The sequence below is a fragment of the Micromonospora sp. CCTCC AA 2012012 genome (assembly GCF_040499845.1).
GTDB lineage: Bacteria > Actinomycetota > Actinomycetes > Mycobacteriales > Micromonosporaceae > Micromonospora > Micromonospora mangrovi.
The window spans coordinates 6537667-6551618 of sequence record NZ_CP159342.1; the positions used below are offsets into that span (position 1 = coordinate 6537667).

Consider the following 13952-nt stretch of genomic DNA (forward strand, 5'->3'; position numbering starts at 1 on the left):
AGAGGGGAGTAGCGTGCCTCCAGACGACTTCGCCCGCCCGTGTCCCACACAACCAGGTTGTGCGGGGGGTGAGGCACAGCCTCGTATCCCCGACTGATATCGTTCGCCCCGTCATGGCCGGTGACCAGAAACCCCCCAGCGCTGGCGGCACAGGCGACGTTCCGTCGGGTGCCGGTCAGGGTTGGACCGCGCTCTCGTACCTCATCGGGGGCATGCTCGTCTGGGGTTTCATCGGCTGGCTGGTCGACCAGTGGCTCGACACCGGCGGCATCGCCACCGGGATCGGCGTCGTGCTCGGCATGGCCGGGGGGATCATCCTGGTCGTCCGCCGACTCGGCACGCCTACTTAGGAAGGGACGCGGTGTTCGGACAGGCGAACGTCCTGGCTCAGGGCCAGGCGGAATTCCCACCGAGCGTGGAGGACTTCTACCTGCCCAGCATCCTGCCCTGGGGTGCGCACGACTCGTACTGGTTCACGAAGATCACCGCGATGGTCTGGATCGCCGTCGGCGTGCTGATCATCTTCTTCCTGGCCAGCTACCGGAACCCGAAGCTGGTGCCGACCAAGAAGCAGTGGTTCGCCGAGTCGATCTACGGCTTCGTGCGGAACAACATCGCGGTCGACATGATCGGGCACGCGGGGGTGCGGTTCGCGCCGTACTTCACCACGCTCTTCTGCTTCATCCTGCTGACCAACGCGTTCGCGATCATTCCGTTCTTCCAGATCTCGCCGAACTCGCACATCGCCTTCCCGGCGTTCCTCGCCGTGATCAGCTACGTGATGTTCAACTTCATCGGCATCCGGCACCACGGCTTCGTGAAGTACTTCAAGAACTCCCTGATCCCGCCGGCGCCCTGGTACATCCTGCCGCTGCTGATCCCGATCGAGTTCTTCTCGACCTTCCTCGTCCGGCCGTTCTCGCTGGCCGTCCGTCTCTTCGCGAACATGTTCGCCGGTCACATGCTCCTGCTGGTCTTCACGCTCGGCGGGTTCGCCATGATCAGCGCCAACGTCTGGCTGGCACCGGTGTCGGTGCTGTCCTGGGTGATGACGATCGCGCTGACCTTCCTCGAGTTCCTGGTGATCTGTCTGCAGGCGTACGTCTTCACGGTGCTGACCGCCAGCTACGTGCAGGGCGCGCTCGCCGACGAGCACTGATCCACTCTCTTCCGTACCAACCGTTGTCGTCCCGCGTGACCGTCACGCGTGATAACCAGGAGGAACCGCAATGAGCATCCTTGCCGAGGTAACGGGCAGCACCGCTGCCATCGGTTACGGCCTGGCCGCGATCGGCCCGGGCATCGGCGTGGGCCTGGTCTTCTCGGCCTACATCCAGTCGACGGCCCGCCAGCCGGAGTCGTCCCGGATGACCCTCCCGTACGTCTGGATCGGCTTCGCCGTCATCGAGGCGCTCGCCCTGCTCGGTATCGCCTTCGGCTTCATCTGGGCCGGCGCCTGATCCACCCCCTCTGACCGGGAGGTATCCCATGCACTTCCTCCTTCTCGCCGAGGGTGGTGAAAAGGCGACCCACAACCCGATCATCCCTGCCTGGCAGGAGATCGTCGTCGGTGGCATCGCCTTCATCGTGCTCTGCTTCGTGCTTATGAAGTTCGTCTTCCCGCGCATGGAGCAGACGTTCCAGGCCCGGGTCGACGCGATCGAGGGCGGCATCAAGCGCGCCGAGGCCGCCCAGGCCGAGGCCAACCAGCTGCTCGAGCAGTACCGGGCCCAGCTCGCGGAGGCGCGTACCGACGCGGCCCGGATCCGCGACGACGCCCGGGCCGACGCCGAGGGCATCCGCCAGGACATCCTCGCCAAGGCGCGGGAGGAGTCCGACCGGATCATCGCGGCCGGCAAGGAGCAGCTCGCCGCCGAGCGGGCCACCATCGTGCGCGAGCTGCGTACCGAGGTCGGCACCATCGCGGTGGACCTGGCCAGCAAGATCGTCGGCGAGTCGCTCGCCGACGAGGCGCGCCGCAAGGGCACCGTGGACCGGTTCCTGAGCGGTCTCGAGAGCACGGGGGCCCGCTGATGCAGGCCGCCAGCCGGGAGTCGTACAAGGTCGCGGCCGAACACCTCGACACGTACGTCCGCGGCGCGGAGCCGTCGGCGGTGGCCTCCACCGCCGACGACATCCTCTCCGTCGCCGCCCTGCTGCGGCGCGAGCCGCGGCTGCGCCGGGCGCTGTCGGACCCGGCCCGGTCCGGTGCCGACCGGGCCGGTCTGCTCGGTGGGATGCTGCGCGGCAAGATCAGCGCGGAGGCGCTCGACCTGCTCGCGTCGCTGGTCTCCGGCCGCTGGTCGGCGCCGTCGGAACTGCTCGACGGCACCGAGCGGCTGGGCATCGAGGCGCTCCTGGCGAGCGCCGACTCCTCCGGCGAGCTGGGGGAGGTCGAGGACGAGCTGTTCCGCTTCGGGCAGGTCGTCACCGGCTCCCCGGAGCTGTCCCGGGCGCTCTCCGACCCGGCGACCCCCGCCGAGCAGCGGGGCACGCTGGTCGACCAGCTCCTCGCCGGCAAGGCCCGGCCGATCACCGGCTACCTCGTCGGGGTGGCGCTCGCCGGGTTCGGCGGACGCTCCTTCACCGGGGCGCTCACCCGGCTGGTCGAGCTGGCCGCCGAGCGGCAGGACCGTCAGGTCGCGTACGTGACCGTGGCGGCCCCGCTGAGTGACTCCGAGGAGCGACGCCTCGGTGCCCGCCTCTCCGAGATGTACGGTCGAGAGGTTTCCGTCAAGCAGACGGTCAACCCCGAGGTGCTCGGTGGGGTGAGCGTGCGGGTCGGTTCCGACCTGTACGACGGCACCGTCCTGCGCCGCCTCAACGAGACCCGCAACGCGCTCGCGAAGCGCTGACCAGCGCCTCCGCAGCCCTGATTCGACGCCATCGGACCGGTCGGTACTAGGTATCCCGGGCCCCTGATTTTTAAGGAAGCAGAGGATGGCCGAGCTGACCATCTCGACGGAGGAGATCCGCGGCGCCCTGGAGCGCTACGTCTCCTCCTACTCGACCGACGTCTCCCGCGAGGAGGTCGGCACCGTCGCCGACACCGGTGACGGCATCGCCCACGTCGAGGGCCTCCCCTCGACCATGACCAACGAGCTCCTGGAGTTCGAGGACGGCACGCTCGGCGTGGCGCTGAACCTCGACGTCCGGGAGATCGGTGTCGTCGTTCTCGGTGACTCCGCCAAGCTGGAGGAGGGGCAGCGCGTCAAGCGCACCGGCCGGGTGCTCTCGGTCCCGGTCGGCGACGCCTTCCTCGGCCGCGTGGTCAACGCGCTCGGCCAGCCGATCGACGGGCTCGGTGACATCCCGAACGAGGGCTTCCGCGAGCTGGAGCTCCAGGCTCCGAACGTGATGGCCCGGCAGTCGGTCTCCGAGCCGCTGCAGACCGGCATCAAGGCCGTCGACGCGATGACCCCGATCGGTCGGGGCCAGCGTCAGCTGATCATCGGTGACCGGAAGACCGGTAAGACCACGGTCGCCCTGGACGCGGTGCTCAACCAGCGCGACAACTGGCGCTCCGGCGACCCGAAGAAGCAGGTCCGCTGCATCTACGTCGCCATCGGCCAGAAGGCCTCCACGATCGCCTCGATCAAGGGCATCCTGGAGGAGGCGGGCGCGATGGAGTACACCACCATCGTCGCCTCCCCGGCGTCCGACCCGGCCGGCTTCAAGTACCTCGCCCCCTACACCGGCTCGTCCATCGGGCAGCACTGGATGTACGGTGGCAAGCACGTCCTGATCATCTTCGACGACCTGAGCAAGCAGGCCGAGGCGTACCGCGCCGTGTCCCTGCTGCTGCGTCGCCCGCCGGGCCGTGAGGCGTACCCGGGTGACGTCTTCTACCTGCACTCCCGCCTGCTGGAGCGCTGCGCGAAGCTCTCCGACGAGCTGGGTGGCGGGTCGATGACCGGTCTGCCGATCATCGAGACGAAGGCCAACGACATCTCGGCCTTCATCCCGACGAACGTCATCTCGATCACCGACGGCCAGATCTTCCTCGAGACCGACCTGTTCAACCAGGGCGTCCGGCCGGCCATCAACGTCGGTACCTCGGTCTCCCGGGTCGGTGGCGCGGCGCAGGTCAAGCCGATGCGCAAGGTCGCCGGTTCGCTGCGGCTCAACCTGGCCCAGTACCGCGAGCTGGAGGCGTTCGCCGCCTTCGCGTCCGACCTGGACAAGGCCTCCCGCGCCCAGCTGGAGCGCGGTGCCCGCCTGGTCGAGCTGCTCAAGCAGCCGAACTACTCGCCGTACCCGGTGCAGGAGCAGGTCGTCTCGGTCTGGGCCGGCGTCGAGGGCAAGCTGGACGACATCCCGGTCGGTGAGGTGCGCCGCTTCGAGGCGGAGTTCCTCCAGTACCTGCGGCACAAGCACGAGGGTGTCCTCGCCGGTATCGCCGACAACAAGTGGGACGACGACATCATCGGCTCGCTCGACTCGGCCATCACCGAGTTCAAGCAGGTCTTCCTGGGCAAGGAGGACGAGCACCGGGTCAACGAGGCGCCGGCCACGCCGCTCGAGGGCGAGGAGAACCGCGAGACGGTGACCCGCTTCCGGGACGGCTCGACCGACCGCCCGGCCGAGAGCTGATCCATGGCGGCCCAGGTTCGCGTTCTTCGCCAGCGGATCCGCTCGGCGAAGGGGATGAAGAAGATCACCAAGGCGATGGAGCTCGTGGCGACGAGCCGCATCGCCAAGGCCCAGGCCCGGGTGGAGGCGTCGCTGCCGTACGCCAACGCCATCACCGGCGTGCTCACGGCGCTGGCGTCCAACGCGCGGATCGACCACCCGCTGCTCACCCCGCGTGAGCGGGTGCGGCGGGCGGGCGTCCTGCTGGTCACCAGCGACCGGGGCCTGGCCGGCGGCTACAGCTCCAACGCGATCAGGACCGCCGAGTCGCTGATCGCCCGGCTCAAGGCCGACGGCAAGGAGCCGGTGCTCTACGTCATCGGGCGCAAGGGTGTCGGGTTCTACCGGTTCCGCAACCGCGACATGGCGGCGAACTGGACGGGCTTCTCGGAGCAGCCGTCCTTCGCCGACGCCCGCGAGGTGGGCGAGACGCTGATCAAGGCGTTCTCGGCCGGCGCGGACGACGCGGAGGGGCACGCCGGGGCGGACGGGATCGTCGGTATCGACGAGTTGCACATCGTCTACACCGAGTTCCACTCCCTGATGACCCAGACGCCGGTTGCGAAGATCATCGGCCCGATGCAGGTCGAGGACCGGCCGCGGTCCGAGGGGCTGCTGCCGGCGTACGAGTTCGAGCCGGAGGCGGAGGCGCTGCTCGACGCGCTGCTGCCGAAGTACATCAACACGCGGATCTACGCGGCGTTGATCGAGTCGGCGGCGAGCGAGTCGGCGTCGCGGCGGCGGGCGATGAAGAGCGCCACCGACAACGCCGAAGAGATGATCGAGAAGTACACGCGTGAGATGAACTCGGCGCGCCAGGCCGGGATCACCCAGGAGATCAGCGAGATCGTCGGCGGCGCGAACGCGCTCGCCGCGTCGGGAAGTGAAGTGTGATGACTGCCCCAGTAGAGACCAAGACGGCCACGGGTCGCGTGGTCCGGGTCATCGGCCCGGTCGTCGACGCCGAGTTCCCGCGCGACGCCATGCCGGCCCTGTTCAACGCCCTGAACGTGGACGTGACGCTCTCCGGCGGCGAGAAGACGCTGACCCTGGAGGTCGCCCAGCACCTGGGTGACAACCTGGTCCGCGCCATCTCGATGCAGCCGACCGACGGCCTGGTCCGCGGTGCCGAGGTGCGTGACCGTGGCGAGCCGATCACCGTCCCGGTGGGCGACGCGGTCAAGGGTCACGTGTTCAACGCGATCGGCGAGTGCCTGAACCTCACCGAGGGTGAGACCATCCAGGCCGACGACCGGTGGGGCATCCACCGCAAGGCCCCGGCCTTCGCGGACCTGGAGCCGAAGACCGAGATGCTGGAGACCGGCATCAAGGTCATCGACCTGCTCGCCCCGTACGTCAAGGGCGGTAAGATCGGCCTGTTCGGCGGTGCCGGCGTGGGCAAGACGGTGCTCATCCAGGAGATGATCACCCGTGTCGCCCGGAACTTCGGTGGTACCTCGGTCTTCGCCGGCGTGGGTGAGCGCACCCGCGAGGGCAACGACCTCATCGCCGAGATGACCGAGTCGGGCGTCATCGACAAGACCGCACTGGTCTACGGCCAGATGGACGAGCCGCCGGGCACCCGGCTGCGGGTGGCGCTCTCGGCGCTGACCATGGCGGAGTACTTCCGTGACGTGAAGAAGCAGGAGGTGCTGCTCTTCATCGACAACATCTTCCGCTTCACCCAGGCCGGTTCCGAGGTTTCCACGCTGCTCGGCCGGATGCCGAGCGCCGTGGGTTACCAGCCGACCCTGGCCGACGAGATGGGCGAGCTCCAGGAGCGGATCACCTCCGTCCGGGGCCAGGCCATCACCTCGATGCAGGCGATCTACGTGCCCGCCGACGACTACACCGACCCGGCGCCGGCCACCACGTTCGCCCACCTCGACGCGACCACCAACCTGGAGCGGTCGATCTCCGACAAGGGCATCTACCCGGCCGTGGACCCGCTGGCGTCCTCGTCCCGGATCCTCGCCCCGGAGTTCGTCGGCCAGGAGCACTTCGCGGTGGCCACCGAGGTGAAGCGGATCCTGCAGCGCTACAAGGACCTGCAGGACATCATCGCCATCCTCGGCATCGAGGAGCTCTCCGAGGAAGACAAGATCACCGTGCAGCGCGCCCGGCGGATCGAGCGCTTCCTCTCCCAGAACACCTACGCCGCCGAGCAGTTCACCGGCGTGCCGGGCTCGACGGTGCCGATCGCCGAGACCATCGAGGCGTTCCGGAAGATCAGCGAGGGCGCGTACGACCACTTCCCCGAGCAGGCGTTCTTCATGTGCGGCGGTCTCGAGGACCTGGAGGCCAAGGCCAAGGAGCTGATGGAGGGTTAGACCTCCGTCACACTCAGCGAAGGCCACCCCGGCGCGACCGGGGTGGCCTTCGCCCGTTCGGGGCCGCTGACCGCGGATGTCCGCTTCACCGGTCAGCGGCTCGCCCACGCCCGGGGTACCGTTCCTGACACGACGCTCAGACCAGAGGCGTCGATCTCCTGCAACGAAACGGTCGCTTGCGCCCGTCTTCCAGTCATGGGCGCGACGAATGGAGCTACCTGTGGGTAAGGGCGGCACGGACGGCGGTAAGCGGTCCTTCTGGCGGGGGGTGCCCCGTTGGGCCCGCGTCTGCACCGTCTTCGGCGTGGTGCTCATGCTGCTCAGCGGCGCGGTGCTGGCCGGCTACGAGACCCTGCTGCACCGCTACGAGGGCTCGGTCGGCAAGGGCGACCTCTTCGGCGACCAGGCGGCCGGCGCCAAGGAGCGCAAGAGCAACGTCAAGGGTCCGCTGAACATCCTGCTGGTCGGCATCGACCCCCGCAAACCCGAGACGCCGCCGCTGGCGGACTCGATCATGATCCTGCACGTGCCGGCCGGCATGGACCGGGGCTACCTCTTCTCGCTCCCACGCGACCTGCGGGTGGAGATCCCCGCGTTCCCCAAGGCGAACTACCCCGGTGGCACCGACAAGCTCAACGCCGCCATGTCGTACGGGAGTCGGGTGCCCGGGCAGAACCCGGACGCCAGCCGCGGCTTCGAGCTGCTCGCGAAGACCGTCAGCCAGGTCACCGGCATCCAGCGCTTCGACGCCGGGGCGATCATCAACTTCACCGGCTTCAAGAAGATCGTCGATGCGATGGGTGGCGTCGACATGTACATCGAGCGGGACGTGAAGTCGGAGCACCGCAAGCCGGACGGCACCATGCGCGAGCTGCGTCCCGGCGGCGGGGGCTACCTCGGCCCACAGGCGGAGTACAAGAAGGGCAACGCGCACCTCAACGGCTGGCAGGCGCTGGACTACGTCCGCCAGCGCTACCCGAAGAACGGGGTGCCGGACGCCGACTACGGCCGTCAGCGCCACCAGCAGCAGTTCATCAAGGCGATGGTCGGCCAGGCGTTCAGCGCGGACGTGGTGACCAACCCGATCAAGCTGGACCGGGTCGTCCGTGCCGCCGGGCAGTCCCTGATCTTCAACGGGCGGGGCAACAGCGTGGTCGACTTCGCGCTGGCGCTCAAGGGCATCCGCTCGGACTCGATCGAGACGATCAAGCTGCCGGGGGAGGGGATCGGCACCGGCTCCGCCTACCGCGGTGAACGGCTGCTGCCGGCCGCGCAGGACTTCTTCACCGCCATCCGCACCGAGCAGGTCGACGCCTTCATGCTGGAGCACCCCGACTTCAAGCAGAAGAACAGCTAGCCTGAGCGCGAGCGGGCCCGGTGCACGCCGGGGTCGCCCGCGGGCAACCGGTGCCGCCCCGTGGCGCAGCTCTCGCCACCCGCGTTGGGTGGCACCCGGGGGCGCGACTAGACTTTGGCAATCCGCCGCCGCAGCAAGGAGACAGCGTGGCACAGCAGCTTCACGTCGAGCTCGTAGCCGTCGAGGAGAAGGTCTGGTCCGGCGAGGCCGAGATGGTCGTCGCCCGGACGACCGAGGGTGAGCTGGGTGTGCTGCACGGGCACGCGCCTCTGCTCGGCCAGCTCGCCGAGCCCAGCCAGGTCCGGATCAAGCAGGCCGGTGGCCAGCAGGTCGCCTACGACATCGCCGGCGGTTTCCTGTCGGTGACCGGTGAGGGCGTCACCGTCCTCGCCGAGAGCGCCACCCCCGCCACTCCGGCACGCTGAGCCGACCCGCCGATGGAGATCGTGGAAGGGGTCGGAATCGGCTTCGCGGTGATCCTCGTCGCGGTTCTGATCCTCTTCATCCGGCGGGCTCTCGTCACGCGGAGCGGCGGCATCATCCGGCTCAGCGTCCGGGTCACCACGATGCTCGACGGCCGGGGCTGGTCCCCGGGCTTCGGGCGGTTCGCCGGCGACGAACTCCGGTGGTACCGGATGTTCAGTTTCGCCCTGCGTCCGAAGCGGGTGCTCTCCCGCAAGGTGCTCGCCGTGGAGCGTCGGCGGCTCCCCGAGGGGCAGGAGCGCCTCTCCATGCCGGCCGACTGGGTGATCCTGCGCTGTACCAGTCAGCACGCCCCGGTGGAGATCGCCATGGCGCGGTCCACGGTCACCGGCTTCCTCTCCTGGCTCGAGGCCGCCCCACCCGGGGCGGTCTCGCCTCGTCTCGCCTCCCAGGACTGGCCCGCCGCCTGACGCTTCCCCTGCCAGCCAGCCTGCCGGTGGGTGCCGGGTGTCCGTCGATGGGGGTGCCCGCCGTGCCCGGCTCCGGGCGGTCAGGCGTGATCCCCGCCCCCGGTCACTGCGGGCCGCCTCCCCCGGTCTGGTCGCAGCCGCGCCGGCTCGCGCCCGGCCGGTCTCTCCTCTGGTACGGATTCGGCCCTGACGCCGATCTGACCCGTGGCGGCGATCCCCGGACGTGGTCCCACGCCAGTGTCCGGCGTGTCCCATGTCCACCCGGTCTCTGCCACCGGGTCACGGCTGATTCATTGATGTCATCAAGTTCGTAGCGTCCGTGCCACCCGACTCGGCCTGCGCCGGGGTGCGCCGGTTCGCGGTGCAGGACCGGGTCCCGTGTCCGATGCCCGGGCGGGATGTCCGGTTCCGGGGTGTGACCGGGTGCATCCTGGGGCCGGAATCGTGGCGGGGGCGGGGTCGTTACATCCACCGTACGACCGAGTACCACGGCCCGATCGAACCGGGCCTGGTGAACGGCCCGGCCCCGGAATGCGGGTGGCCGGTCGGTCGTTACACATGGTCCCGGCGCCGCGAAGAGGCCCCCGCCCCGCGAGCCAGCCGGTCGAAGACTTTCCTCTTTTGCGTGTTGAGCGCCTGACGGTGCTTGCGTCTCCACCCCCATGGAGGCGCCGACCCCCGAATGGAGCTACCTCTCATGAACACGATGCTGCGTAAGAGCGTTCTCGGTGTTGCTGGTCTGGCCTTCGCCGGTGGTCTCGCGGCGGGTCCCCTGAACCACGCGGACAGCACTCCGGTGTCGGCGATGAGCCCGGTCGCGGCCGTGCAGGCCGACAAGCCCGACACGTCGAAGCTCATCCCGCACGGCGTCCAGGGCGCGCAGTCGAAGATCGACCTGAACGACGAGCAGACCGCCAACGCCAAGGCGATCATCGCCGCCACGAAGAAGGCGGGTCTGCCGGAGCGGGCCGCGGTGATCTCGATCGCCACGAGCCTGCAGGAGTCGAAGCTGGAGAACCTGGGTCACCTGGGCGACGCCAACGACCATGACTCGCTGGGTCTGTTCCAGCAGCGCCCGTCCAGTGGTTGGGGTACGCCGGAGCAGATCACCGACCCCGAGTACGCGACGCTGGCGTTTGAGAAGGGTCTGAAGCAGGTGGACGGGTGGCAGGACATGCCGCTGACCGAGGCCGCCCAGACGGTGCAGGTGTCGGCCTACCCGGACGCGTACGCGCAGTGGGAGCAGCAGGCCGCCGACCTCGTCGCCCAGCACTGGAACAGCTGACCAACCGAACGAACCGCTGGCCGGCGCCCCGAAACCGGGGTGCCGGCCAGCGGCGTATCCGAATCTTGGACCCGCTGCGGGACGACAGCTGTCCAGGCCTCAGGTGGGATCGGCGACGAGTTCCACCTCGTACCCCTGGTTGTCGGTGAGGTAGGCGGCGTAGCTGGCGGGGCCGCCCGCATGCGGGTGGCGGTCCGGGAAGAGGAGTTCCCAGCCGTGGTCCGGCGCGGCCGCGACCAGCCGGTCCACGGCGGCCGGCGGCCCGGCGTGCAGGGCCAGGTGGTTGAGGCCCGGCGCGAGCCGGTCGTGCACCCGCCCGGAGAGGGCGGGGGACTCCTCCAGCACCAGGTAGGTGGCGCCGAGCCGCCAGGACCGACCGGCCGGCCAGTCCTGGTACGGCGTCCAGCCCAGCTCGCCGAGGAGCCAGCCCCAGCTGAGCGTGGCGGCGGCGAGATCGGGCACCCAGAGCTCGACGTGGTGCAGTGCTCCGACGGTCAGCGCTTCCCGCCCGGAACCCATAGCACATCTCCGTCCGGATTTGCCGTTCTTGACAGGATAAAGAGCAGATCGGAGAGGCGGTTGAGATACTTTGCCGGGAGGGAACTGGTCCGATCGGGGTCGTGCGCGACCAGCGCCCACGCCGCACGCTCGGCCCGCCGGGCGATCGTCCGTGCCACGTGCAGCAGTGCCGCGCCAGCGGTGCCGCCGGGGAGGATGAAGGAGTCGAGCTTGCTCAGGCGTGCGTTGTACTCGTCGCACCAGCCCTCGAGGCGCTCCACGTACTCCTCGGTGACCCGCAGCGGCGGATACTGCGGGTTCGGCTCGACGGGGGTGGCCAGGTCGGCGCCCACGTCGAACAGGTCGTTCTGGATCGACCCCAGCACGGCCCGCAGCTCGTCGTCGAGCTGTCCCAGCGCGAGTGCCACGCCGATCGCCGCGTTGCACTCGTCGACGTCGGCGTACGCGGCGATCCGTGGATCGGTCTTCGGCACCTGCTCGTTGTTGCTCAGCCTGGTCATGCCGGCGTCGCCGGCCTTGGTGTAGATGCGCGTGAGGTGGACGGCCATGACGCACAGCCTACGGATACCGGACCTGACGATCCCGGCGCGGCCGGGCCCGACCGGTCGAGGGGTCGGCCCGGGTGACGCCGACGACCCGACAGTCAGCGACGTCGACGTCATCCGGGTGCACGGCCAGGCGCGACTGGCCGGCACGGTGCACGTGGTCGGCGCCAAGAACTCCGCCCTGAAGCTGATGGCGGCGGCGCTGCTGGCACCCGGCCGGAGCGTGATCACCAACGTTCCCCGGATCACCGACATCGCAATCATGGGTGAGGTGCTGCGCCGGTTGGGCTGCGGCGTCCGGTTCACCGCGGACGAGCCGGTGGACCCGATGGTCGCCCGGGGCGGGACGGCCCGCTCCCGCTCGGTCGTCATCGACGTACCCGAGCAGCCCGGCGCGGAGGCCGACTACGACCTGGTCCGGCGGCTGCGCGCGTCGATCTGCGTGCTCGGCCCGCTGCTGGCCCGGCGCGGCCACGTGCGGGTGGCCCACCCGGGCGGCGACGCCATCGGCTCGCGCGGCCTGGACATGCACATCTCCGGGCTGACCCGGATGGGCGCCGACATCTCCGGCGAGCACGGCTTCGTCATCGCCGCCGCGCCGGACGGGCTGCACGGGGCGGACATCGTGCTGGACTTCCCCAGCGTCGGCGCCACCGAGAACCTGGTGATGGCGGCGGTGCTGGCCCGGGGCACCACGGTGATCGACAACGCGGCCCGGGAGCCCGAGATCGTCGACATCTGCACCATGCTCAGTCAGATGGGCGCCCGGATCTCCGGTGCCGGCACGTCCACCCTGCGCATCGTCGGGGTGCCCGAGCTGCACCCGGTGCGGCACGCCACGGTCGGCGACCGGATCGTCGCCGGGACGTGGGCGTTCGCCGCCGCGATGACCCGCGGCGACGTCACCGTGACCGGCATCGACCCGGCCTTCCTGGAGGTCGCGCTGGACAAGCTGGTCTCGGCCGGTGGCCTGGTGGAGACCCGCGGCGACGCCTTCCGGGTACGGATGGACGACCGTCCCACCGCCGTGGACGTGGTGACCCTGCCCTACCCGGGCTTCGCCACCGACCTGCTGCCGATGGCGATCGGCCTGGCGGCGGTGAGCGACGGCGCGTCCCTGATCACCGAGAACATCTTCGACGGCCGGTTCATGTTCGCCAACGAGATGATGCGCCTCGGCGCGGACATCAAGACCGACGGCCACCACGCCGTCGTACGCGGCCGGGACCAGCTCTCCGGCGCTCCCGTCCGGGCCACCGACATCCGGGCCGGCGCGGGTCTGATCATCGCCGGGCTCTGCGCCGACGGGGTCACCGAGGTCTCCCACGTGCACCACGTCGACCGCGGCTATCCGGACTTCGTCGCCGACCTGCGGGCGCTCGGCGTCGAGGTGGAGCGGGGCACCGCCCCGGAGGCCCCGGACCTCAGCATCTGAGCACCCGAGAAGGGGCTTAGCCGTCGTTCAGGCCCGCCGACTAACCTTCTGCTGACAGACACTCAATCGCAGCGAGGGAGAAGCAGATGGCGGGTCGACTCGCGGTCGTCGGGGCCGGGCTGATGGGCTCGGGGATCGCCCAGGTGGCGGCGCAGGCGGGCTGGCAGGTGACGCTGCGGGACCTGGACGACGCGGCCACCCGACGGGGCGTCGACGGCATCCGGAAGTCGCTGACGAAGTTCGCCGAGAAGGGCAAGATCGAGGCGTCCGAGGTCGAGGCCACCCTGGGCCGGATCACCCCGACCACCGACCTGGAGGCGGTCGCCGACGCCGACATCGTCGTCGAGGCGGTCTTCGAGCGGCTGGAGATCAAGCACGAGGTCTTCCGCGAGCTGGACAAGATCTGCAAGTCGGACGCGGTGCTGGCGACCAACACCTCCGCCATCCCGGTCACCCAGATCGCCGCGGTGACCGAGCGGCCCGAGGCCGTCGTGGGCACCCACTTCTTCTCGCCGGTGCCGATGATGCAGCTCTGCGAGCTGGTCCGCGGCTACAAGACCAGCGACGAGACGCTGGCGACGGTGAAGGCGTTCGCCGAGGAGATCGGCAAGACGGTCGTGGTGGTCAACCGGGACATCGCCGGCTTCGTCACCACCCGGCTGATCTCCGCGCTGGTGGTCGAGGCGGTCAAGCTGGTCGAGTCCGGCGTGGTGTCGGCGGAGGACCTGGACACCGCGTGCCGGCTCGGCTTCGGCCACGCCATGGGGCCGCTGGCCACCACCGACCTGACCGGCGTCGACGTGCTGCTGCACGCCTCGAAGAACATCTACACCGACACGGCCGACGAGAAGTTCTTCCCGCCGGAGCTGCTCCAGCGCATGGTCACCGCCGGTGACCTGGGCCGCAAGACCGGCAAGGGTTTCTACTCGTACTGAGTCGTCCGCTGACGCCCCCGG

Annotated in this window: 16 protein-coding genes; 14 read left to right on the forward strand and 2 right to left on the reverse strand. The window is 69.6% G+C overall.

Annotation, left to right across the window (positions count from 1 at the left end; translation table 11 throughout):
• The first annotated feature begins 113 nt into the window (after positions 1 to 113).
• The 12 genes from ABUL08_RS29660 to ABUL08_RS29715 all read left to right on the forward strand — a co-directional run bounded on the left by ABUL08_RS29660 (position 114) and on the right by ABUL08_RS29715 (position 10497).
• The gene (locus ABUL08_RS29660) at positions 114 to 350 is read left to right on the forward strand and encodes an AtpZ/AtpI family protein (protein WP_350933358.1); all 237 of its coding nucleotides are present in this window, start codon (positions 114 to 116) and stop codon (positions 348 to 350) included.
• Between the two features lie 11 nt (positions 351 to 361).
• Positions 362 to 1159 carry a F0F1 ATP synthase subunit A gene (atpB, locus tag ABUL08_RS29665; protein ID WP_350933359.1) on the forward strand — a complete coding sequence of 266 codons (798 nt, stop codon included), beginning with the start codon at positions 362 to 364 and terminating at the stop codon, positions 1157 to 1159.
• Between the two features lie 70 nt (positions 1160 to 1229).
• Complete coding sequence (locus ABUL08_RS29670) at positions 1230 to 1460, forward strand: F0F1 ATP synthase subunit C (RefSeq protein WP_350933360.1); 231 nt, start codon at positions 1230 to 1232, stop codon at positions 1458 to 1460.
• A gap of 28 nt (positions 1461 to 1488) precedes the next feature.
• Positions 1489 to 2034 (forward strand): F0F1 ATP synthase subunit B, encoded by a 546-nt coding sequence (locus ABUL08_RS29675; RefSeq protein WP_350933362.1) that lies wholly within the window; start codon positions 1489 to 1491, stop codon positions 2032 to 2034.
• Positions 2034 to 2855, forward strand: coding sequence for a F0F1 ATP synthase subunit delta (locus ABUL08_RS29680; RefSeq protein WP_350933363.1), 822 nt, complete (start codon positions 2034 to 2036; stop codon positions 2853 to 2855). The genes ABUL08_RS29675 and ABUL08_RS29680 overlap by 1 nt, the downstream gene beginning before the upstream one ends.
• Positions 2856 to 2940: 85 nt before the next feature.
• On the forward strand, positions 2941 to 4593 hold the full coding sequence (gene atpA / locus ABUL08_RS29685; protein WP_350933364.1) for a F0F1 ATP synthase subunit alpha: 1653 nt from the start codon (positions 2941 to 2943) through the stop codon (positions 4591 to 4593).
• A gap of 3 nt (positions 4594 to 4596) precedes the next feature.
• A complete protein-coding gene (locus ABUL08_RS29690) occupies positions 4597 to 5526 on the forward strand; it encodes a F0F1 ATP synthase subunit gamma (RefSeq protein WP_242794116.1) in 930 nt (309 codons plus the stop codon).
• Entirely contained in the window at positions 5526 to 6962 is a 1437-nt protein-coding gene (gene atpD, locus ABUL08_RS29695; RefSeq protein ID WP_350933365.1) for a F0F1 ATP synthase subunit beta, read from the forward strand. Before ABUL08_RS29690 ends, atpD begins: the two co-directional genes overlap by 1 nt.
• A 208-nt stretch (positions 6963 to 7170) precedes the next feature.
• On the forward strand, positions 7171 to 8319 hold the full coding sequence (locus tag ABUL08_RS29700; protein WP_350933367.1) for an LCP family protein: 1149 nt from the start codon (positions 7171 to 7173) through the stop codon (positions 8317 to 8319).
• A 146-nt stretch (positions 8320 to 8465) separates the two neighbouring features.
• Positions 8466 to 8744 carry a F0F1 ATP synthase subunit epsilon gene (locus ABUL08_RS29705; RefSeq protein ID WP_350933368.1) on the forward strand — a complete coding sequence of 93 codons (279 nt, stop codon included), beginning with the start codon at positions 8466 to 8468 and terminating at the stop codon, positions 8742 to 8744.
• A 12-nt stretch (positions 8745 to 8756) separates the two neighbouring features.
• Positions 8757 to 9212, forward strand: a complete 456-nt coding sequence (locus ABUL08_RS29710; protein WP_350933369.1) for a DUF2550 domain-containing protein — start codon at positions 8757 to 8759, stop codon at positions 9210 to 9212.
• Between the two features lie 697 nt (positions 9213 to 9909).
• Positions 9910 to 10497, forward strand: a complete 588-nt coding sequence (locus tag ABUL08_RS29715; protein WP_350933370.1) for a hypothetical protein — start codon at positions 9910 to 9912, stop codon at positions 10495 to 10497.
• Between the two features lie 99 nt (positions 10498 to 10596).
• On the opposite strand, the gene ABUL08_RS29720 is transcribed toward ABUL08_RS29715, so the two are convergent.
• Together ABUL08_RS29720 and ABUL08_RS29725 are read right to left on the reverse strand one after the other, a co-directional pair.
• A complete protein-coding gene (locus ABUL08_RS29720; RefSeq protein WP_350933371.1) occupies positions 10597 to 11016 on the reverse strand; it encodes a VOC family protein in 420 nt (139 codons plus the stop codon).
• Complete coding sequence (locus tag ABUL08_RS29725) at positions 10992 to 11564, reverse strand: cob(I)yrinic acid a,c-diamide adenosyltransferase (protein ID WP_350933372.1); 573 nt, start codon at positions 11562 to 11564, stop codon at positions 10992 to 10994. Before ABUL08_RS29725 ends, ABUL08_RS29720 begins: the two co-directional genes overlap by 25 nt.
• Here ABUL08_RS29725 and murA point away from each other — a divergent pair.
• Together murA and ABUL08_RS29735 are read left to right on the forward strand one after the other, a co-directional pair.
• Positions 11563 to 12996, forward strand: coding sequence for a UDP-N-acetylglucosamine 1-carboxyvinyltransferase (gene murA / locus ABUL08_RS29730; protein ID WP_350933373.1), 1434 nt, complete (start codon positions 11563 to 11565; stop codon positions 12994 to 12996). The two genes, ABUL08_RS29725 and murA, sit on opposite strands and share 2 nt — an antisense overlap.
• Positions 12997 to 13082: 86 nt before the next feature.
• Complete coding sequence (locus tag ABUL08_RS29735; protein WP_350933374.1) at positions 13083 to 13931, forward strand: 3-hydroxyacyl-CoA dehydrogenase family protein; 849 nt, start codon at positions 13083 to 13085, stop codon at positions 13929 to 13931.
• Positions 13932 to 13952: the final 21 nt, after the last annotated feature.